Genomic DNA, 21,220 nt, shown 5'->3' with positions numbered 1-21,220 from the left:
CTGCATTAAAAATTCTCTGTGAAGGTTCTTTCAAAACTTAATTCGAAATTATTGACTTGATATCCTAAACCTGGATTCTGAATTAGCCTTCTAAAAAAAACATATTTTAGTTCTATTCGACCTGTTGCCAATTTCCATTTAACATGTCCAGATTGCACATTCCATTCAGGGCCCGGTTTTTTAATCTCATCTGGTTCACCAAACTGATTGATTAAATAATCCATATAGTTATGAAAACGAGAAACAAAAGCATCTTCTTCATTTGTCAGTTCTTCAAGAAGTACAACATCCTTATTAGCATTCCAGCTGGGGTTATAGAAACCATGATAATATCCAACTCTAATTAGTTTATCAAAGTCAACATCAAGATAATACCAGACGTGAAGTGGAATAGGGAATTCACTAACCTCTCTTTTGAATATTACAGCAACTATTGGTTTATCCAAACCTGAGTCCTCCTTGCCTAAAATCAAATAAACAGTATCCTTAATCGTAGATTTTAAATTTTCTTCATAAGCAACTGCTTCTTCAAAAGAATTGATATCTAAATTAATTGGGACTTGGGATTGCGCAGAGAAAAAAGAGTATGCACAAAGGAAGCATAATGAAATTAATGAACGCATAAATACAATCAACCTATGAATAACTATCGATTTCCAGTAACAAGAACAATTTAAGACTTCCCTCTATTAAGACATAATTTTGATTAAAATACAATACTAAATACCATTGAGTAAGTAGGTAATATTCAGTCCTTAATCATTCAACTTGATAAAATCATTTTCAGAAGCCATTAAACCTGATATTTACCAACAAAATCCTTTTATAAACCTTCTATAATTAGTAGTATACCTCTGATAAATTCTTAAACCCGACACAGCATGTCAGAAAGCCTTACGCTAAGTATCAACCAAAAAGCCCCATATTTCAAACTTCAGGATGTATATGATCGCGAAATCGATCTGCAATCTTATCGGGGCAAAAAAGTATTGGTAGGATTTTTCCGTCATGCAGGTTGTCCCTTTTGCAATGTGCGGGTACACCGCCTGCAGCGCAAGATGGAAGAATTGAAAAGTCTGGGACTGGAGATGATATTCTTCTTCGAATCGGAAAAGGAAGTATTACTTTCCAAGGAGTTTCATCAGAAGATCTCCCCCATCCCCTTGATCGCAGACCCAGACAAAACCTGGTACGATGCCTATGGAGTAGAATCCTCCGCACGAAAATCAACCATTAGCCATGTGACCCAGTTTTTTCAGACTGTCGTCAGAGCCAAAATCAACGGGCTACCGGTACACATGATGAAGGGCAAGGAATCCATCAATACCATACCTGCCGAGTTCCTCATAGACGAAAAAGGAGAAGTCAAGCATGTACACTATGCCAAGGACCTCAATGACCGCATTCACCTGGATGTTATCTTCCAATTCGCCAGGACGGGTAAAGTAGGCGTTTGATAATACAAACCAAGGTCGCCGAGGTTCGGAACCTCGACGACCTACCAAAAAACATCCATCGTAGACTAAAAAATGAATATCCCCACTCAAAAAATGCCCTCCTTCAAGTAGAAAATGAGTACCATCAGCCAGAAAATGTATGTCGCTAGCTGGAAAATGACCTCCCTGAACCAGAAAATGGATATCCTCAGCTGGAAAATGACCACCATCCAGTAAAAAATGACCATCCTCAATCAAAAAATGGGTATCATAAGTTAAAAAACGGCCTTCAACGGGCCAAAAAAGCCTATTTAACCCAGAATTATCACTAGAAAATCTATTACGAACATAAACTGCTTCAAATCAGTCGCTTCGCTAAGTTTCACTCAATCACCTTAGCGGTGCTAAGCCCCATTCGTCAAACTTCCTGATTTATTGCATTTTAAGCTCTCATTACAAAGTTCTAATGACAAATCTGGGTTTAAGCACTAGTAAGCCGATTACTTGGAGTAATCGGCTTACTCAGGTTGCTAAAAAAAACTATCAAATGGCAGGATTTTAAAGCTTTTTGTCAGGATTTTAAAGTCGGGGTTAACGTAATTAGCCACTGAAAACATCCATTAACCTAAACTGAATTCACATGGTGGCAAAATGAATTGACGCAAAGTACCCAGGCACTAAAACAAGCCGCACAAGATCAACAATCAGCTCAAATAAAAATCGGCAAGACCTGCCCCCCACTGCTACGACAATGTAGTCCCTCGTAGGATTGTAGATAATTGAACCGCCAAAAACATAGTTGACCCAAGTGCTTTGACGTAGCACAAATCGAAAGCCTCCTGGACGGGAGGCTTTTTTTTACTACTCGACATCTATAGAAACCGCAGTAATTCGTATCTTAGATTCAAACAAAAATCTAAAACATATGATATTAGGAGTATCCGATTGGTTGAGCAAAAAGCTAGGCTGGAACGCCACCACCATACGTGTCGCATTCGTGATCGCATTCTTATTCTTTGGAGCCGGGCTAGGGCTTTACCTGATCCTTTGGCTGGTCAAGATCTTTTCGAAGTAAGACTTAAAACCCCTCCTCCAAAAACTTAATTTCATAAGGCAGGTTCACCACGGACTTTCCTCCTTCGGGTGTCACAAATACCGTATCTGAGATACCAAAGCGACTCTCCTTGGCGAACTTAGACTCAGGAATCTCGATATAGGAGAGCACGTGAAAGACCATGTTCTCCTTCAGCACCGTCTCGTTGCCTTTGATCAGCGAGATCATGTGTCCCTCGCCCCAATCTGGCGCAAAGGCAGTACCGACAGAATACCCCGAACGGGAAGTTTGCTGACCTCCAAAGGTATTCTTCTGGATTACGGATTGATTGACTGCATCTACATCACTAGCGGTCACACCCGGCTTCATCGACTTGACGGTCGTCCGTAGTGCCTCGGCCAGGATGGCTTCTACTTCCTTGTACCAGGGCTCCGGACGCCCGAGATAGATGGTCCGCATCGTAGGTGCATGGTAGCGCTCGAAACAGCCTGCTCCCTCAAACAAGATGAATTCGTTGGGTTGCAGCGTACGGTTCATGAAAGTCGCATGGGCCAGATAAGAACGCGGACCCGAGGCAACAAAAGGCGGCATGGCCATGTAGTGTCCCCCCGCATCCAGTGCGCCATGATAAAAGCCCGCAGCTATGTCGTTTTCTGTTTTACCGATATGGGCTTCTTTCAAGCCCTCTATCATCCCCATATGGGTAAAGATCCCAGCATTCTTCAGTTTCTTGATCTCCAGCGTGGACTTGACCATACGGAGCTCCTCCACCATCCCGGATACATCGATCCATTCAGTTTCTTTGATCTTCTGCTTTACTTCTGTGAATTCGGTATTCCTCAGAAAGTAACTGTGCAGCTCCACCCCGATCTTCCTGCCGACCAGTCCTTCTTCTTTGAAACTATCTCTGAGCACATCAATCGGTTCCTCATTGTCGCTGTAGACGTAGCTATGTGACAGGTAGGTACGGGCATCCACATTGGGCTGCTCCAGCCCACGCAGCACCATGAAAGGCTCCTGCTTCAAGGGCACGATCATCGCCTGAAAATACCAATAGCCCAGCGTCTGATAGCCCGAAAGGTAAAAGATGTTTTCTGGCGTGGTGATCAAGGCTGCATCCAGCCCTTTGGCTGCTATCATCTCGCGTACCTTCTTTAGGCGGGTCTCAAATTCCTTCATCGGGAAGATGATATCCTGACGGCTGTAACCTACTCCTTCAATTTTGAGATTCTGATCGTTTAGATCTCCGACTTTTGTGTATCTGATATTCATGAATTAAGCGTTTTGTCCCAATGATTTAAAATTATTTTAGTGGCTTCAAAGGCCTGTTCCATGGCCTCCTCTCGCACATATTCGTCTGGATGATGTCCCGTTCCACTCTCGATAAAAAACAGCGCCGCATCTATGCCACAGGAGGCGATCACTCCGATATCCTGGCCCGGCACAGAGATCTGTCCTGACATGACTCGACCCTCAAATGCCGCATTCAGCACTTCTTCTTCCATCTGAGTGGAGGCAAACAATATAGGCGCCTTTCTGGAAAGCTCCTCTCTATGGTCGTGGATGGAATTAGGAGTTGGGATCTGTGTGGCATTCTCCACTCCTTTCATCCCTTCTAGCGTGGCGCCCCGTACATCGCAAAAGCAAGAAGCCTCGTGCCCTTTCAATTCCAGTTTAGTTATAGTAGCTCGAACCTCATCTGTATCTAATGCGTCGTTGGCCGATCGATCGACTGCCAACACGATCTGCGCCATGTAGGTCATCAGGTCGCTCGGAGTGGTTTGGATCATGATATCTGTATGCTCACACCCCCCGCACAGCGCGATGAGTTTGGACTTATGTTCGGGATGGACCCAAAGGTTTAATTTGACCCGATCAGGAATACTGGTCGTAGAGGGATCCAAAACCTCCCAATAGCCAAACTTAACAGGAAAGGGCTGCTCGACTAGCTTCATGATCAATTGAGCAGAAGCCACCAGTGCATCCTTTCTAATCTCACCCATTGGCGTTGCACCCGAATGTCCCGTTTCACCATGAATGATGAGTTCATAGCCCATCAATTGCTCCTCTACGAAGCTGGGCTCCTCTGCCTCTATCGTAAAACGGATATGACCACCTACGCCCCGCATCACGCCTATGTGAGGTTGGCCATCTGATGCTTTCGCCCGATTTTGCAACTGCAGATATTGCTCGATATGGACTTCCAGTGCCTTTACATATTCTTCAGGATTCAGTTGAAGCGCCTGTAGTTTCTCTCGGGTCAACTCCACACTTGCATCGCCAAAGAACTGCTGAATCGCTTTGGGTAAAGACATACTCGAATCATAGGCCAGCGTCATGTCCTGCAGCTGTTGCCAACTATAGTGCCCCGTGATGGCCTTGGATCCAAATGTGGCTGTAACTCCCGGGCTCTCTTCTCCCATGCACACCAGTATCTCCATGGAATACCTGGGTTGGATGCCCTCATCCTGTAGCCATCGCACATATTCCAGAGGCAAGATCACCCCCAGCACACCATCGTAGCGCCCCGCATCAAATACCGAATCGAGATGCGAAAGTACCAGTATTTTTTTCTCACTTGCTCCCGGTAAGAGTCCATACAGATTTCCCAATACATCGTATCGCGTCTGCATACCCAGTGCCTCCATTTCCTTGCGAAAATACTCGCAGCGATCATAAAGCAGGCGTGTATACGCCAAAGCTGAGCATTCCCCTTTCGGATTGAAGCCCAGCTCGAAGATGGTATTGGCATGTCGAAACAGATTCGACACATATGGATCATTTTTCACCATAGCGCATACTTAGATTGAAAACTTATTTCGGTATGTTGACTACTTTGGAATTCGTAAATGTGGTCACTCCTTCCCTACCAAAATAGACGCCATAACCAGAAGCCTTGATCCCTCCGAAAGGCACGGGGAAGTTGGTGGCGACCTTGGTATTGACCGCCACGTTGCCTGTTTCCAGCAAGGGCACGATCTTCTCTGGCGTCTTTGTATAGACACTCGCGCCCAACCCATAAGGCGTATCGTTGGCATAATCGACCGCTTCCTTGAGGGATTTGACCTTGTAAACTGCTGCTACCGGCCCGAAAACCTCTTCCTTGGAGGGCAGCATGTCACAATTGACATTGCTCAAAATGGTAGGCTCGATAAAAGCCCCGCTGCCTTCCAACACTTTGCCTCCATAGATCAGTTCGGCCCCCTGAGACAAGCTTTGCTCAATCTGGCCTTTGACCAAATCTCTGGCCTGGTGTGTAGCCAATGGCCCCACAGTCGTAGCTTCATCCATCGGATCACCTACTTTCAGTTTCTTCGTTTCCAATATGAAAGCAGCCATAAAATCATCATAAACTGCTTCATGTACGATAATCCGCTTGGCTGCCACACAGCTCTGCCCTGTATTGCCAAAGCGTGCGCCGACAGCTCCTTTGGCTGCTTCTTCCAAATCTGCATCTTGCAGTACCACCATCGGATCAGAACCTCCGGCATCTATCACTGCTGCCTTGAAAGACTCACCCGCCAGACTACCTACTCTGCGTCCGGCCTTTGTACTGCCGATAAAGGTCACCCCTTTGATATCCGTATTCTTCAATATCTCTTCGGTCTGTGGAATGGTCGTGAGTACCGGGACAAAGATTTTAGCCGGTAGTTTCAACTCTTCTACGATCTTTTCCATCTCCAAAATACATCTGGGTGCATTGGGTGCAGGCTTAGCCAACACCGAATTGCCGATGATCAACTGTGGCACAATCGCCAGCGTCGCTTGTAGAAAGGGGTTGTTCCAGGTAGAGATGAACAATACGGGTCCGAGTGGCTCCTGATGGATTTCGTAGGTCAACTGTGGTGTATCTACGACTTCCTTTTTCAGCCATTCCTCTCCCTGATCTGCATGATAGCGAGCCATGTCTGCACATTTCTGGATTTCAGCTTTCGATTGCGTGATGGGCTTACCCATCTCTTCGGTCACCAGCTTAGCCAGTTTCCCTGCACGCTCCTCGATCTTTGCTGCGATCGAATAGAGCATGTCCTTTCTTTCTTGAATACTCGTTTTGGAGAGGAACTGGTAGCCCTCTGCTACTTCCTCCAGGGCCCTGGTTAGGTCCTGATCTGTGAAGTAGGGATAAAATGCTTTTTCCTGACCATCACCGGGCGATATGCACTGATAGCCATCTGATATTTTCAATTCTGCCATGGTCTTATACTTATAAAATTTCTCCAATTGATTGATCTGTAATCTGGATGGTCTTGGCGATTTCGTCCTCCGTCACATCCAGGACAGGACGATAGCGAATCGCATAGCCATCCGGTGCGGGAGTCGTCCCTGGGAAGATATTCAAGCCGTTCTTGTAGCACTGGGCTTTTACCTTGCCAAGAAACTCTCCTGAAGGCGCACTCAACGAAAGCCCCATCAGGCCTATTCCACGGGCATTGGATACCTCATCGTATTTGTTGGCGATTCCCTTCAGGCCTTCGAGCATTTGAGCACCTCTGGCTTTGATATTGCCCACCAGATCATCTTGCTCGATGCTTTCCAACACATAGGCCCATGTGATAATATCCGGCAAATGCCCACCCCAGGTGGAGTTGATCGAAATGGTGGAATCAATCGCATTGCCTTTCACTTCTCGAATCTTTTCTTTGACCAGCACATAGCCCGTGTAGGCCTTTTTACAACCTGCTACGATATCGGGAGAAGCTGCCTCTAGTGCCTGATGAGCAAATGGCATTCCCGACGCATACATCCCTGTCTGCACCGCATCGTAAATGACATAAAAATCATACTGATCGGCCAGCTTCCTAACCCCATGATAAAAGGACGCAGGAATGAATCGGTCGCCCCATCCGCACTGGATCATATCTTCAGCGATGAAGCCCGCCAGATTGTCCGGCCCTACTTCTTGAATCAACTCTTCCAGCTTCTTCAAGGCGCCTGGTACTTCCTCTTCGCTTAGCGGTGGAGGCAGCGTTTTCCAGGTACTGAAGGTAGGCAAATACTCATTCTTCTCTGGCACTGAGGTAGTCAGGTTTCTTAAACCTAACCCTCTCCCGTGAAAGTCACCGAAGAGGCTGATCATCGCATTGCCTATTTCTCCTTTTCCCGCCTGCATGTTCTTTTCAACCTTGTTGATGATGGCGATGTGAACTGCCACCTCCACAGACTTAGCTCCACCTGAGATGTAGAAGATATGGTCGAAACCTCCAGGCTTCACGAATCGATTCATGATCACCTCTGTGGCCTTTGCAAAATCTTCGTTGTGATAAGTACTGTAGGACAGACGGTTATTTGAATATAGCGCCATCAGCTCCTTGTATTCAGGATCGTCAAATACCGGATGATTGTAACTCAAGGCCTTGGCCGAAAGTGACTGATTCATATCCAACACACTCCGGTTTTCCGAAGGCACAAACATGTAAGATCCTTTGCTCTTTCTCACATCGATTTCCTGAGCACCTATGTGCCCCACCATTGCCGCTTTCAGTTTGGCCAACATGTTGCCTTCACTGACCTTGTAGGGTGCAGTGATGGACTCAAAATAATTTTGCTTCTTTTCTTGTGCCATAGTCGTATTGTTTATAACTCCTTTCTATAAGGTACACTAAAAAAAAAGCGTAGATGCAAGCCTTTTCAGGTAAATTCTGACTTAAAATCCATAGGTTTTTGATTCAAGTTTTTAATGACTAATTTAACCAACTGACCCAACGATTTTCACCTCTATCGCCCAACAAAGGAACTGTCTTTCAATCGAATAAAAATCTGCCGCATCTCTACAATACTCCAGATTTTATTTTTTCAACTCAGGAATCAGAAGAGTTTAGAATGAATTTTCTGACCAATTGAATGGAAGAACAAAATCATCCTATTGAGCACCCAAAAATGAAGCCCTGAGAAAATATTTTTTAAGTTTTTCGGCAGCTTTTCAAATCATTTTTTAGCAGAATTTTAATCTATATTTTAGCAGATTTCAGGGGGTCTTCCAGGGATCAAAATGGGATAAAAAACAAAAAGCCCAGACCACCACAGGCCTGGGCAAATTTGACTTGAATTCTGAAATTTTATCAATCCACAGACCGCACTTTTCCTAATCCACTCTCATCCAAAGCTGTGCGACTTGGATTGCCTTTATATTTTACATTACTGATACCAGAAACCTCCGCTGAAAGTGACTCTCTGGCATTCACTCTGGCATTGGATGCACCACCCGCCTTGACATCAACCTTTTTGGCTCTCAAGTCATAAGCCCTCAGGTTAGAAGCTCCAGAAACATCTGCAGACAAGGCATCAGTGGACCCTTGAATTTTCAACTTAGAAGCCCCGGACAAATCTATCTCAAGATCATTGGTCTTAATGTCCATTTCACAATTTGAAGCACCCATCAATTTGATTTCAAAACTCTCGTTTTCGAATCGTCCAATGTGCAGTTCACAAGCCCCTCCTGATTCCAAACCAGTCAACGAGGGCATAGTGATGTAAACTTCGAGTTTCTCTTCATCCATCCCATCTAAGATGTCCCAATCCTCATCTTTGAGTCCAATGGATAACAAACTGTTGGTTTGCTGAATTCTAACCAAACTTTTTAGATCATCTGAACCATTGACAATCACATTGTACTTTTCGCCTTTCTCAACAAAGACCTTGTAATATCCGGAAAGGGCCAATTGATCGAAGTTTTCGAATTCAAAGACCATGGCATCTTCTCCATCATTTCCATAATAATCCAAACGACTACCTGGCATATCATCATCAGATTCATATTCTTCTTCCGTGTCTTCTATCGATGGCTTGCAGTTCACACATTGCAAGCCATCCTGTGTGTATACCCATCTTACATTGTCCTCGATATCATACCTGCTGTACTGTCTCTGTCCGAAATTGCGAAGTATGCCTCTTACATCTTTCTCGATGATAAACTCCTGTCCCATGGGGACATAAAGTACCATTTTGAGCTGTTGCACCCTAAAACGGGCTTCCTCTGTATATTCGAAATGCGGATCAAAGATCAGTTCATTGTCAATCTGACGAATTTTGTAAGAGATCATCTGTGCATTTTGAGATGCTTCCTCTCTGGTACGTCCACGGGCTTCCTTCTCTACTACCAGCCTGAATACTGAATCCTCAGTAGGTCGCAATCTCAGTTCTGGACGCGTGATATCATTCATCTCTTCTGGACTCAGCTTGATCACTACTGGACTTTCTTTATCCAATTCGTAGCGGACTACTTCGCGGTATTCCCCTTCCGTTCTGAAATCAGCCACTAGCCCTGGTACCGTAAAGGCCGCCATAATGATCCCTAGCAACCAGATGCCAAATACAGACCATCCTATCGCAGCGCTAATCACAAAGCGCTTAGCTAATAATGATATTCCCAACAGGGTGATGACCAACAAAGGCATAATCCCTACAATGAAAACTCCAACACTTGCCGCTACCGGAAAGCTCTGTGGCACAATATCAACCGGCACTGCTCCCATCGTGAACATGTGCATATCCAAAGAAAAGAGTCCAATCATAACTCCCAGCGCTCCAAAAAGTGCCATGATTGCGCTGATCCCCACTAGAGTCACTAAGATCCCTGCGAATACTCGGATGATATTGAAGATCAACTGAGAAATAGGTCCCAACAGTTCTCCTATCACTCGGAATAGTTCTGATATGATTCGGAATGGGAAAAGCAGAATCTTAGCAAAGGTGCTTTCCTCTCCCTCTTTATTCTTAAGAGTCTTGTTGACAGTCTGCTGGATATTGGATAGCGTCACTGGCTCGCCCTGCATCTGCATTTTTTCTGTGATCGTCTTGGCGACTGGTGTTATCATCCAAAGTATGATATAAAGTATCACACCTGATCCACCCAGAAATATTGAGAGCACAAAAAGCAAACGGACGATGGTCACATCTATCCCGAAGTAGGCGGCGATCCCGGATGAAATCCCTCCTAATACTTGATTTTCAGGATCTCTAAATAGTCGCTTCACACTTTCTTCATCTCCCAGATCTTTAGAAACCGGGATTACAATCCAAAGAAGGATATAAGCCAAAAAGACCCCTCCACTGAATCCAAAGTTGAAAACATTGAGCAATAGCGCTACAAAAACCAATCGAATCCACAATGGGTCTATCGAAAAGAAATAGGCCATACCAGAGGCTACCCCTCCCAGTACCTTGCGTCTGTCATCTCTGAACAAACGTTTCTTTCCAATGTCTTCTTCATCCGAAGGTGGCGCTTTTTCCTTTTTAGATCCAGATGAATCGCTAGAGGTTTTGGGTTCCTCCTTCACCTTCTCCTCTTCCTCTCCGTTTTCAGCAGCATCAAAATCCGCGACCGTACCCATGGTCTGGATGAGAGACTCTACATCCTCCAGGGTGATCACCTGCTTGCCATCACTCAATTTGCTAAGAAAGATCTCAGCAATCCTTCCTTCGATATCGGATATGATCTCTATGCTGTCCTCGTAGCTGGAAAAGTAGCGGTTGATCGATTCCAAATAGGACTTCAGGCTAGAGTAGCCGTCTTCCTCTATATGAAAGATGATCCCGCTTATGTTGATACTAATATTTTTTTTCATTGCCATGGTTATTTAATCGATAGGCTGTATTGCATTCAATAATAGTTTGATCATGAAGTTCTCTGAGCAGAAATTTTCTTAGTAGAAGTTACCAATTGCTTCCAGGTGCTATCTAGTCCCTTCAAAAATTCTGTTCCCACTTCCGTAATGGTGTAGTACTTTCTGGGTGGCCCAGACTTGGACTCAATCCATTTGTAATCTACAAGTCCCGCTTTTCTCAGTCTTGTCAGCAGCGGGTACAAAGTTCCTTCAACTACCATGATTTTCGCAGAAGTCAACTCTTCGAGCATGTCAGAGGCATAAACCTCTCCTCTCGAAATGATCTTCAGCACACAGTACTCGAGGATACCCTTTCTCATCTGGACTTGTGTATTCTCAATTTTCATACGCTTTGCTCTTTTTGTGTCCTACCCCACCATGTCTTTCATCGACAGAAAGAGAATCATGAATAAGACAATTAATAATGAAATCATAGCTTCAGAATTCAGATTGTTATGTGGTTAAGTAATGGTTACGGAAAAGTACCTTGCATAGCCAAGTACTGGGTTAAAACTTTTTACTTTTTCTAAAAATTCATAGAATAGTGATATGATTTCACGACATAAGTCAAACTGATAGACCTTCAGACATTTTTTTGAACCCCGTGACATTTCTAATCCTCAATACTTTTGAACAGTCATGGCAATGTTTCTAACTTTAAGCTGTTTAGTTCTATAAAGTCAAAAATTGAAAGTAACCACACTTGCCTTAGGCCTTTTCATTCTTACCTTTTCCTTACAGGCGCAGACCAATGCGCCAAAGTATAGCAATGAATTTTTGGCCATCGGTGTAGATGCCAGGGCATTGGCTATGAGTGGGGCTTTTACGGCAGTAAGTGATGACATTTCCTCGGGATATTGGAATCCCGCTGGCCTCAATTACCAAACAGACGATTACGCAGGTTCACTGATGCACGCCCAATATTTTGCAGGGATTGCCAACTATGACTATGCAGCCTTTTCTGCCAAAATAGATGAGGTCAGCACACTGGCCATATCGGCCATTCGTCTGGGTATAGATGACATTCCTGATACCCGATTTCTCTATGATGCCAATGGCGCCATCAACTACGACAACATACAATTTTTCTCCTCTGCTGATTATGGCTTTCTATTCAGCTATGCGCGAAAACTTAAAATTCTGGGAGGAATAGAAAGTGGACTAAACGCCAAAATCATATATCGAAATGCAGGCAGCTTTGCCTCTGCCTGGGGCTATGGACTGGACATCGGTTTCCAGAAGTCAATAAAAAAGCTAAAAATCGGGCTGATGCTCAAAGACATCACCGGCACCTACAACACATGGAACCACAATACCTCACTGGTCGCTGATATCTACACCCAGACTGGTAACAAGATCCCTGAAAACTCTATCGAAATCACCTTACCAAGAGCCATTTTGGGCGTGAGCTATCGCATTGAGTTCCTGAAAAAAATGTCAGCGCTTGTTTCCGTAGATCTCGAAACCACTCTGGATGGTAAACGCAATACACTGGTAAAATCAGATGTGATCTCTTTGGATCCAAAAGCAGGAGTCGAACTGGGCTATATGGACAAGTTCTTTATCAGAGGGGGAATCGGTCAGTTTCAGCAGATCCAAGAGTTTGACAGAAGCTACACCACACTATTTCAGCCCAACTTTGGTGTAGGTGTTAAACTGAACCAATTCTGTATTGACTATGCCCTGACCGACGTTGGAGATCAAACAGAGTCTCCTTATTCGCATGTTATTTCTATTAAAGCCACATTCAATGACAAGAAGTAAGCTTCTCTTATGGATCGTATTCATTCTATGTAGCTGGATCAGCCAGGCACAGCCCTATGGCAATGAATGGATCAATTACAACCAGAGCTACTACAAAATCCCTATTGCAGAAAATGGCATCTATAGAATAAGTAGAAGTGAATTAGCAGCAGCAGGTCTTCCCGTTGGCAGCATTGATCCGCGCAAGTTTCAAATATTCCATCAAGGAGTAGAAATAGACATTCTTGTCGAGGGCGAAGGAGATGGCAGTTTCAACACCAATGACTTCATTGCTTTCTATGCAGAGAAAAATGACGGAACCACCGATACGCCCCTTTATGTAACACCCGAAGCTCAGCCGCACACCTACTACAACATCTATTCTGATTCATCCGCTTACTTTTTAACCTACCGCCTGGATCCAAACTTTGGCAACCGTATGTTGGAGTTCAAAGAAAACAACGTTGGAGGGCTGTCTCCAGAGAATTATTTCATTTCTGAAGAATTACAAGTCAACACCTCTTCTTATTATCAGGGTCTGAGCTATGGATTTTCAGATGAAACCCTTTTGGGAAGTTATGATTATTTCGAAGGTTGGACAGGCGCCTTTGTCACTCGAAACCAATCAATAGAACAAACCCTAACGGGTCTAACACAAACGGTTCAAGACAACTACATCCCCAATATTGAAATTCTATTAGCCGGAGGCAACAACAATGGTCACAATGTAGAAGTATATGTAGGGCCCTCGAGCACAAATGTGCGATTAATCGAAACAGCTAGTTTCAACGGAGACGAAAACTATCTTGTCAGTCAGAATCTGGAATGGACGGACATCTCAGCAGCTGGAGAGCTGTATATCAGAGCAGATGTGCTGGGCGTAGATGGCAGACAAGATAGAGTCGCTATCTCCTACATCAAAATCAACTACAGTAAGGGCTTTGATCTGGAAAACAGTTCGGATCACTACATCAATCTTAAAACAAATCTAAATGACAAGTCCTACCTCAGTTTCCAAAATAGCCTAAGTAACATACTACTACTTGACATCAGCAATAAAGAAGAGCCCATTTTCATAGGAGTCAATGAATTTGTCTCAGAGTTCAATGCCATCGTAGACAACACTTCGACTTTCAATCGGTCGCTATACACACAATCCGGATACAAAAGCATAAGCAGCATCGAACCTGTGACTTTCAACAATTTCGATCCAAGTTTATACGACTATCTCATCATCACCCACGAAGCACTTAGAGCCAACACCACTGATAACTCTGGAGACCAGGTCGCCGCTTACAAAACCTACCGCGAATCAGCTGCAGGTGGTAGTCACACCGTGCTTGATCTCGACATTGACCAAATTTTCAATCAATTCAATTATGGCAATCCTTCCCCATTAGCTATCAAGCGATTTTGCGAATACATGTATGAGAATGGCACGCCAGAATTTCTTTTCCTCATCGGAAAAAGCTCCAGACTTCAATCCAGATACTATCGCCAGGACCCTGCTTCAGCGACTGTAAGACACTTTGTACCTACCTTTGGCGATCCAGGTGGGGATGCAGAATTTACCGCAGGACTGGATGGAGGATCGAGTTATGAAAGTATTCCTACTGGCCGTATCAATGCCTCAGAGCCCGACCATATCCAAGCCTACCTGGCCAAAGTCATAGAAAAAGAAAGCACCCCTTACAATTCTCTAAGAAGGAAAAATCTAGTCCACCTAAGTGGAGGCAATTCGGAGCAAGAGCTCAATGCTTTCCGTTCTTACATAGATAATTTTGCTCAGCTGGCACAGCAGCCTGTGTTAGGTGGGCAATCCAGTCAAATCTCCAAAAACAACAATACAGAAGTCGAACTCATCAACATTTCTGACGAAATCAATGATGGAGTCATGATGGTAACTTTCTTTGGGCATGCCAGCGGTAGTGTGACAGACATTGAGATCGGTCTGGTTTCTGATCCCTCCTTCGGCTATTCCAACAAAGGAAAATACCCTACCTTCATGGTCAATGGCTGTCTGGCCGGTGACTTTTTCAGCGAAAACGAATCTTTCGGGGTGGACTGGATTTTGACGCCTGATTTGGGAGCAACAGCCTTTATGGCACATAGTCATGTGGCCTATTCTGGGAATCTGAAACGCTACACGGATCAGTTTTATGGTTTGGCATTTAATGACCCAAACTACACCAGTCTCGGTGTAGGCCAGATCAAGGCAGAGGCTTCCAAAAGATACATCAATAGCTATGGCACGTCTGGCACTAACATCGCACAGGTACAATTGACCAACCTTCAGGGAGATCCAGCTGTAAAGGTTTTTGGTGCGGACAAGGCCAACTATGCCGTAAACGAAAACCTGGTAAACATCAAGACTTTCAATCAGGATCAATTGATAGCCACTATAGATTCCTTTCAGCTAGAATTTGATGTGAAGAATTTCGGAATCTATGACAACACTCCTCTGGCCATTCAGGTGGTCAGAACCTTTGCAGATGGCAGCACTAGCACTTATGGCCCCTTGATCTATGATCCCGTCTTGCGTCAGGAAACCCTTAGCATGACCATTGACAACCAAGTGAGCAATGCTGCTGGCCAGAACAGCTTACGAATCGAAATTGATCCTTTTGACGAAATTGAGGAGCTAGACAAAACAGACAATAGTGCTACTATTGATCTGTTTCTCAGCAACGGCAGTACATTGAATTTACTACCAGCTGCTTACAGCATTCAAAACACCAATAGCATAGATTTCTACTTCCAATCTAGCAACCTGATGTCTGCTACCAGAGATTATGACATTCAGATCGACACCACTAAAACTTTCAACAGCCCCTATCTGGTGAGCGAAACAACCAATGCAAAGGTGATAGCCAAATACACCTTCGACTTAAGTTCAAAGGGTAATATTCCTGCTCAGACGGTATTCTATTGGCGCACAAGATTTAGCGACCCTCTACCTGAGGAGAATAGTGATTGGGTTACTTCTTCCTTTACCTTCGATCCTAGTGCGTCAGAAGGTTGGGCCCAGTACTCGTTTGATCAGCTGGATGAATCGAACCGGGTAGGTCTTACATTGGATACCGACAATGGAATTTGGGACTTTGAAACTTCCACTTTGAACTTAAGCGTACAGACCTATGGAGCCAATCATCCTACCCAGACCTTTGAAGATACACAGGTCCTCCTCGAAGGTCGAAACTATTTTATATCCAATTCAAATCTGGCTAACTCTAAATGCCGAAACAATACCATCAACTTTTTGGCCTTCCAAAGACAATCCTCGGCACCTTTCAGTCCTATCACCTTTAATTCCCCACCAGAGCTCAATGCGCTGATTTGTGGCGTACTCCCTCAGTACATTTTCAATTTTACTGAAGGAAACTTCTCCGGCTCAATTACTCCTATAGACTACATCAATGCTATGTCCAATGGTGATAAGGTTTTGATTTTCTCTCAGGGAATATTTGATTATGGCATTTGGACTGAAGAATTCAAGTTAGCCCTAGAAAGTCTAGGTGTCGACCGTGCTACTATCGACAACCTGATACCAGGTGATCCATTTATTTTTCTTGGAGTTAAAAACACAGGTGAAAATGCTGTAGAAGTACTTCCAGTGACCAGCCCTCCTAGCGAAGCAACATTATTCCTTAATCAGGCAGTGGTAGGCAGCTTCGATACTGGAGAAATCAGTACTACTAAGATAGGCCCTGCCAGATCCTGGCAAAGCGCTACCATCAACCTAAATGCTTCAACCAATCCTGGAGATGATCAATTTGACATTCAAATCATAGGAATAGATAAAGATGGCAATGAGGCTCCACTTGCTGGTAACGGAACAGACATGATCTACGATTTGAGCACAATAGATGCCCTCCAATACCCCTACCTCCGCATCGATTTAGGTTTAGTAGACGATGTACAATTTTCTCCCTATCAGTTACAATCCTGGGAGGTTTCTTTTGAAACCGAAGCTGAGGGAGTATTATTAAATCACAATACGAATACTGAAAGCATAGCACTGGAAGAAGGGCAGGAAGAACAGCACCAATACACCTTTTGGAATATCTCTAATAAGAGCTTTCAAGATTCCGTAAGAGTAGATTACCGATGGTTGAACAATACCCAAAACATAGTTTTGTATGATTCAACCTTATTGGCGGCTCTAGCCGCCGGAGACTCTGCCCAATTCGATATTGACCTCAGAACGCTGGGCAATGTGGGTACGAGCGACCTGGTATTGGAAGTCAACTCACAAGATCAACCAGAGATCTACCTCAACAACAACAGCTTCAGGAGGGCGGAATTCATGACAGTATCAGGTGACACATACAATCCACAATTAGAAGTGCTGTTCGATGGGATCAAAATCATGGATCGAGACATCGTCTCCCCTAGCCCACAGATTAGAATTAGCATGAAGGATGACAACCAATACATGATGAAGGAAGACACCTTGGGAATGAACCTTTATTTACGCTCTCCCTGCGAGAATTGTGATTACGAAAGAATTGCGTTTAGCCATCCAAATGTTAATTGGCAAGCAGCATCTGATCAGCAGGATTTCAGTATCGATTATACTCCACAGCAATTGGAAGATGGTGTCTACAGCCTGCGCGTTCAGGTATCGGACGCCTCTGGCAATGCCTCTGGAACTGAACCTTACGAAATCAATTTTGAGGTGGTGAATGAATCTACTATCACCAATTTCTACCCTTACCCAAATCCATTTTCAAGCAGCACTCGCTTCGTTTTCACATTGACTGGAGACACTTATCCTGAGGATCTTAAGATCCAAATCATGACCATCAGTGGCCGTGTCGTCAAGGAAATATTCATGGATGAATTAGGCCCCATCCGAATTGGCAACAACCTATCTGAGTATGCATGGGATGGCAGAGACAACTATGGAGATCTATTGGCCAATGGCGTTTATTTGTATAGGGTAATGATTAAAAACCCAGGAGAGAACTTCGAACATAGAAAAACAGCGGGAGACAAAGGCTTCAAAAATGGTTTTGGAAAGATGTATATCTTGAGATAGCTTATTTCAAAATTACGTTAACCTTTTTTACCAGAGCATCCAAAGAGTGGGCTTGCTCTTTGAGTTCCTTTAGCACAGCCGAGTTTTTTGTGCTTTCATCAGTGTCATTTTCCAGAATCTCAATGAGTCCTAATATATTAGACAGCGGAGCTCTTAGGATATGCGCATTGTCATAGGCATAAGTAGCCAGTAATTCATTCTTTTCTCGAAGTTCGGCAGTATTCTCTTCTACGATCTTCTCGAGGTTGTTTTTAGTGTTTTGAATTTTATTTCTCTGGTGCAGCAGCTTTTTACGCTTTTCGAATAATTGCTCCGTCAAACGATCAATCTGTTCGTTGTACTGGTCATAAGTGATCCTTTCGGATTCCAGATCGTCTTTCACGAATAGAATACAAATGGCAATCAAAACCGAATTCATCAGATAATCCACATTCATCCAAAAACTAGTAGCGGCTTCAGGAGAAATCGAGTAATTAAAAAACGTACTCAAAATAAGAGTTATAGAGCAAAATAGGACCAGAGAGGAGATCTTGAAATTTCTTGGCATGACAGAAATCAGAACCAACATGATCGTAAAATAAGCTGTAGAGTACGAACTATAAACGCCTCCATTGTGAACCCAAACCACGACAAATAATGCGACAAGGGCAGTGACTTGCACAAACACAGAATAAGCCATCAAATTGGGTACTCTAACCATCCACCAAGCCAAACCAGTAATCAAAGTCATCGCTAGATAACAGGATAAATTCACTGAATCAAATTCAAAAAAAGAGAATCTAACTGCCATCATGATAAAGCAAAACATCGAGATCTTCAGCAGTTGCTTATAGAATCGAAAAGCACTGGGGGATTGGAAATTATGCTGAACGTCCATTAAGTATCGGCCTTGTTTTGAATCTTTATAAACGATTTAACCAGATTCGAACCGGACCTCTTTAGTAGTTCACCATAACTGCTATAAAATTGGCTCTTGGCTATATACGTCGTAATGGCATTGAGACTTGGAGATATTTTCGAAGAGCTCAATTCTATGTACTGTTCGATCGACTGGTTTTGTTTTCTCAACTCCTCTCTCCTCTCTTTCACCTTTCGTTCCAACAAAGCATTCAACTTGTTCAACTCTTTTTCCTGTTGCTCTAATTTTATGTTTTCCTTTCTAATCTCGGCCATGGTTTCATGAAGCTGCGCTTTTCTGCTCCACTGCTTTTTCCTGTCCACATCATATTGAAAGGCAAAATAGATCATACCGAAAGTCACTAGCACCAACACTACCTGATACCTTAAAACCTGATATCCCAGCGTACCAACCCACGAAGCAATCAAATCAAATTGAAACTCCCACAAGTAGAGCAAAAGCACCTGTACAAAGAGGACGAAACCTACCATCCATTTCATACTTCGATTCTGATTAAGCACAGCTGCCACTAGCAAAGCTGCAATCATGCTTTCATCGGCCAGTCGCTCCAATCCTCCATTATGGATCCATAAAAACGCATTAAAAACCGTGAATAGAACACCAAAAACGACTCCTAGAAAAGGACGATAACCTTTGATCAATAGAAAAGCTATGGTTCCAGAATACACCAAAAACAGAAGAATTTGACCAATCAAATTATATTCGTCAATCTCTCCAGCGTATAACTGATATATGGAGAACGCCGAACGCCACAAGGCAATCACGCATATTCCCAACAATACTTTTTTTTCAAATGTGAACTTCTCTTCCTTCATTTATTCCATAGCTCCGAGCCAGAAAAAACTTTAAAATCACAATAACAATAACCAAGTTTTATCGACACTTATCTAATTTAGTGAAGCAAGACGGTTTATCCTAACCAGAATTCCTAATTCATGCACAACCATAGTCATAATCACACCCACGACCATCAGGATATCAAAAATATCAAGACCGCGTTTTTCCTCAACTTTGGATTTACTATTCTTGAATTTGTAGGTGGCTTCTATGTGAACAGCGTGGCTATTATCTCTGATGCTATACATGATTTAGGGGATTCACTGAGCCTGCTCTCTTCCTGGTATTTCCAAAAATTGTCGCACAAAGGGCGAACACATAGCTTCTCATATGGATACAAACGTTTCTCAGTTCTGAGTGCTATTATCAATTCGATGGTCCTATTAGGAGGGTCTGTTTTTATCCTGATCGAGACCATACCAAGAATCATAAGTCCAGAGCAACCAGATACACATGGTATGATCTTGTTATCCATTTTAGGGATAATTGTAAATGGAGCTGCAGTACTTAAGACCAGAAAAGGAAAATCCATGAATGAAAGAGTGGTCTCTCTTCATCTACTCGAGGATGTATTGGGATGGATAACGGTGCTAATTGGAAGCATAGTCATGACTTTCTATGATATCCCGATCATAGATCCTATTCTTTCGATTCTAATTGCGGCCTACATTCTATTCAATGTATTCAAAAACCTATTCGCTAGTTTTAAAATCATACTACAGGGCACGCCAAGCGATCTTGATTTGAATAGTATCAAAGAAAGACTCATGAGTATACCGGCAGTAAAAAACATCCATGATCTACATACCTGGAGCATGGATGGTGACTATCACGTCCTGACGGTACATTTGGTCCTACATAAGGAAAAAGATTTCTCTCAACGTACGCAAATAAAGCAAGACGCCAGAGCCCTTTTAGAAAAAGAAGCCATCGAACATGCTACTATCGAACTAGAGCTAGAAGGAGAATGTGACACCTCTGTGGACCGGCATGATTGAATGGCTTCCCCTACAAGGCAATTGCCACTGAAATAACCCCTTGTCTATAATAATCCTGATTCCATTGATGACTAAAAGGAGTCAAACGAATTTGCCACTTATCATTAATTTTAAAATCAATATTCAGGCCTGCTTCTATACCATAAAGCATTTCGTTGGCATAGGTGGATCGAGTAGGAAGATCAATATCTCCTTTTAACCAATTTAGCCAAACCACGTATGGCCCAACAAATGGGGAAATTTCCAACCAGGACAGCCCTACCAATCGATAAGAAAAGAGTGGTGAGAAACCCAAAGTAGTGCTCATCGCTGGATAAAAATCCTGAGTAGCACGACTGTTAAGGATACAAACCTTTAGGCTAGGATCAAAAGACCATTTTTCCCGGTTTTGAAATGGATAAGGTTTTTGAATGGTTATGGCCATACCATGGACATCATCTATCCCACTTTTGCTTAACATGGCCTCAGCATAGCCCGCTCCAACATAAACTTGCGAATGAGATTCAAACGCCCCAGTCATTAACACAAGAAACAGAGCGATTACAGGCAAATATTTTATCATTGATTTATTAGGTTGATTAAGAGTTAA

General features: G+C 43.4%; 15 protein-coding genes. 5 read left to right on the top strand and 10 right to left on the bottom strand.

Features of this window, described 5'->3' with window-relative positions; genetic code table 11:
* Window positions 1-5 precede the first annotated feature (5 nt).
* On the bottom strand, window positions 6-623 hold the full coding sequence (locus N7U62_RS03240; protein WP_264136443.1) for a hypothetical protein: 618 nt from the start codon (window positions 621-623) through the stop codon (window positions 6-8).
* 258 nt (window positions 624-881) lie between these two features.
* Between N7U62_RS03240 and N7U62_RS03235 the strand changes: the two genes are divergently transcribed.
* Both N7U62_RS03235 and N7U62_RS03230 read left to right on the top strand, forming a co-directional pair.
* Entirely contained in the window at window positions 882-1,457 is a 576-nt protein-coding gene (locus N7U62_RS03235) for a peroxiredoxin-like family protein (protein ID WP_264136442.1), read from the top strand.
* A gap of 904 nt (window positions 1,458-2,361) precedes the next feature.
* On the top strand, window positions 2,362-2,511 hold the full coding sequence (locus N7U62_RS03230) for a PspC domain-containing protein (RefSeq protein WP_264136441.1): 150 nt from the start codon (window positions 2,362-2,364) through the stop codon (window positions 2,509-2,511).
* A gap of 3 nt (window positions 2,512-2,514) precedes the next feature.
* On the opposite strand, the gene N7U62_RS03225 is transcribed toward N7U62_RS03230, so the two are convergent.
* The 6 genes from N7U62_RS03225 to N7U62_RS03200 form a co-directional block, all read right to left on the bottom strand.
* On the bottom strand, window positions 2,515-3,762 hold the full coding sequence (locus N7U62_RS03225; RefSeq protein ID WP_264136440.1) for a M24 family metallopeptidase: 1,248 nt from the start codon (window positions 3,760-3,762) through the stop codon (window positions 2,515-2,517).
* Window positions 3,759-5,282 carry a M20/M25/M40 family metallo-hydrolase gene (locus N7U62_RS03220; RefSeq protein ID WP_264136439.1) on the bottom strand — a complete coding sequence of 508 codons (1,524 nt, stop codon included), beginning with the start codon at window positions 5,280-5,282 and terminating at the stop codon, window positions 3,759-3,761. The genes N7U62_RS03225 and N7U62_RS03220 overlap by 4 nt, the downstream gene beginning before the upstream one ends.
* Window positions 5,283-5,304: 22 nt before the next feature.
* Window positions 5,305-6,684: an aldehyde dehydrogenase family protein gene (locus N7U62_RS03215; protein WP_264136438.1), complete on the bottom strand. Its 1,380-nt coding sequence runs from the start codon at window positions 6,682-6,684 to the stop codon at window positions 5,305-5,307.
* A 10-nt stretch (window positions 6,685-6,694) separates the two neighbouring features.
* Window positions 6,695-8,053, bottom strand: coding sequence for an aminotransferase class III-fold pyridoxal phosphate-dependent enzyme (locus tag N7U62_RS03210; protein ID WP_264136437.1), 1,359 nt, complete (start codon window positions 8,051-8,053; stop codon window positions 6,695-6,697).
* Window positions 8,054-8,549: 496 nt separating this feature from the next.
* Window positions 8,550-11,054, bottom strand: coding sequence for a GIN domain-containing protein (locus N7U62_RS03205; RefSeq protein ID WP_264136436.1), 2,505 nt, complete (start codon window positions 11,052-11,054; stop codon window positions 8,550-8,552).
* A gap of 50 nt (window positions 11,055-11,104) precedes the next feature.
* Entirely contained in the window at window positions 11,105-11,440 is a 336-nt protein-coding gene (locus N7U62_RS03200) for a PadR family transcriptional regulator (protein ID WP_264136435.1), read from the bottom strand.
* Window positions 11,441-11,780: 340 nt separating this feature from the next.
* On the opposite strand from N7U62_RS03200, the gene N7U62_RS03195 reads away from it, so the two are divergent.
* Window positions 11,781-12,857 (top strand): putative type IX sorting system protein PorV2, encoded by a 1,077-nt coding sequence (locus N7U62_RS03195; RefSeq protein WP_264136434.1) that lies wholly within the window; start codon window positions 11,781-11,783, stop codon window positions 12,855-12,857.
* Window positions 12,844-17,877: a putative type IX secretion system sortase PorU2 gene (gene porU2 / locus N7U62_RS03190; protein ID WP_264136433.1), complete on the top strand. Its 5,034-nt coding sequence runs from the start codon at window positions 12,844-12,846 to the stop codon at window positions 17,875-17,877. The genes N7U62_RS03195 and porU2 overlap by 14 nt, the downstream gene beginning before the upstream one ends.
* Before the next feature lies 1 nt (window position 17,878).
* Here porU2 and N7U62_RS03185 read toward each other — a convergent pair whose 3' ends face one another.
* Both N7U62_RS03185 and N7U62_RS03180 read right to left on the bottom strand, forming a co-directional pair.
* Window positions 17,879-18,631, bottom strand: a complete 753-nt coding sequence (locus N7U62_RS03185) for a phytochrome family protein (protein ID WP_264136432.1) — start codon at window positions 18,629-18,631, stop codon at window positions 17,879-17,881.
* Window positions 18,632-18,753: 122 nt separating this feature from the next.
* On the bottom strand, window positions 18,754-19,611 hold the full coding sequence (locus N7U62_RS03180) for a short coiled-coil protein (RefSeq protein WP_264136431.1): 858 nt from the start codon (window positions 19,609-19,611) through the stop codon (window positions 18,754-18,756).
* Between the two features lie 120 nt (window positions 19,612-19,731).
* On the opposite strand from N7U62_RS03180, the gene N7U62_RS03175 reads away from it, so the two are divergent.
* The gene (locus N7U62_RS03175) at window positions 19,732-20,631 is read left to right on the top strand and encodes a cation diffusion facilitator family transporter (RefSeq protein WP_264136430.1); all 900 of its coding nucleotides are present in this window, start codon (window positions 19,732-19,734) and stop codon (window positions 20,629-20,631) included.
* Window positions 20,632-20,641: 10 nt separating this feature from the next.
* Here N7U62_RS03175 and N7U62_RS03170 read toward each other — a convergent pair whose 3' ends face one another.
* Window positions 20,642-21,193, bottom strand: coding sequence for a porin family protein (locus N7U62_RS03170; protein WP_264136429.1), 552 nt, complete (start codon window positions 21,191-21,193; stop codon window positions 20,642-20,644).
* Between the last annotated feature and the right edge of the window lie 27 nt (window positions 21,194-21,220).

The organism is Reichenbachiella ulvae (assembly GCF_025833875.1).
Taxonomy (GTDB): Bacteria; Bacteroidota; Bacteroidia; order Cytophagales; family Cyclobacteriaceae; genus Reichenbachiella; species Reichenbachiella ulvae.
The sequence above is the reverse complement of the archived record's forward strand: the minus strand, read 5'-3'. Positions and strand labels throughout refer to the sequence as shown.

Excerpts from the sequence above, each read along its gene's own strand:
- N7U62_RS03240 (WP_264136443.1), bottom strand. The coding sequence starts at position 623 with ATGCGTTCATTAATTTCATTATGCTTCCTTTGTGCATACTCTTTTTTC.
- N7U62_RS03235 (WP_264136442.1), top strand. The coding sequence starts at position 882 with ATGTCAGAAAGCCTTACGCTAAGTATCAACCAAAAAGCCCCATATTTC.
- N7U62_RS03230 (WP_264136441.1), top strand. The coding sequence starts at position 2,362 with ATGATATTAGGAGTATCCGATTGGTTGAGCAAAAAGCTAGGCTGGAAC.
- N7U62_RS03225 (WP_264136440.1), bottom strand. The coding sequence starts at position 3,762 with ATGAATATCAGATACACAAAAGTCGGAGATCTAAACGATCAGAATCTC.
- N7U62_RS03220 (WP_264136439.1), bottom strand. The coding sequence starts at position 5,282 with ATGGTGAAAAATGATCCATATGTGTCGAATCTGTTTCGACATGCCAAT.
- N7U62_RS03215 (WP_264136438.1), bottom strand. The coding sequence starts at position 6,684 with ATGGCAGAATTGAAAATATCAGATGGCTATCAGTGCATATCGCCCGGT.
- N7U62_RS03210 (WP_264136437.1), bottom strand. The coding sequence starts at position 8,053 with ATGGCACAAGAAAAGAAGCAAAATTATTTTGAGTCCATCACTGCACCC.
- N7U62_RS03205 (WP_264136436.1), bottom strand. The coding sequence starts at position 11,054 with ATGAAAAAAAATATTAGTATCAACATAAGCGGGATCATCTTTCATATA.
- N7U62_RS03200 (WP_264136435.1), bottom strand. The coding sequence starts at position 11,440 with ATGAAAATTGAGAATACACAAGTCCAGATGAGAAAGGGTATCCTCGAG.
- porU2 (WP_264136433.1), top strand. The coding sequence starts at position 12,844 with ATGACAAGAAGTAAGCTTCTCTTATGGATCGTATTCATTCTATGTAGC.
- N7U62_RS03180 (WP_264136431.1), bottom strand. The coding sequence starts at position 19,611 with ATGAAGGAAGAGAAGTTCACATTTGAAAAAAAAGTATTGTTGGGAATA.
- N7U62_RS03175 (WP_264136430.1), top strand. The coding sequence starts at position 19,732 with ATGCACAACCATAGTCATAATCACACCCACGACCATCAGGATATCAAA.
- N7U62_RS03170 (WP_264136429.1), bottom strand. The coding sequence starts at position 21,193 with ATGATAAAATATTTGCCTGTAATCGCTCTGTTTCTTGTGTTAATGACT.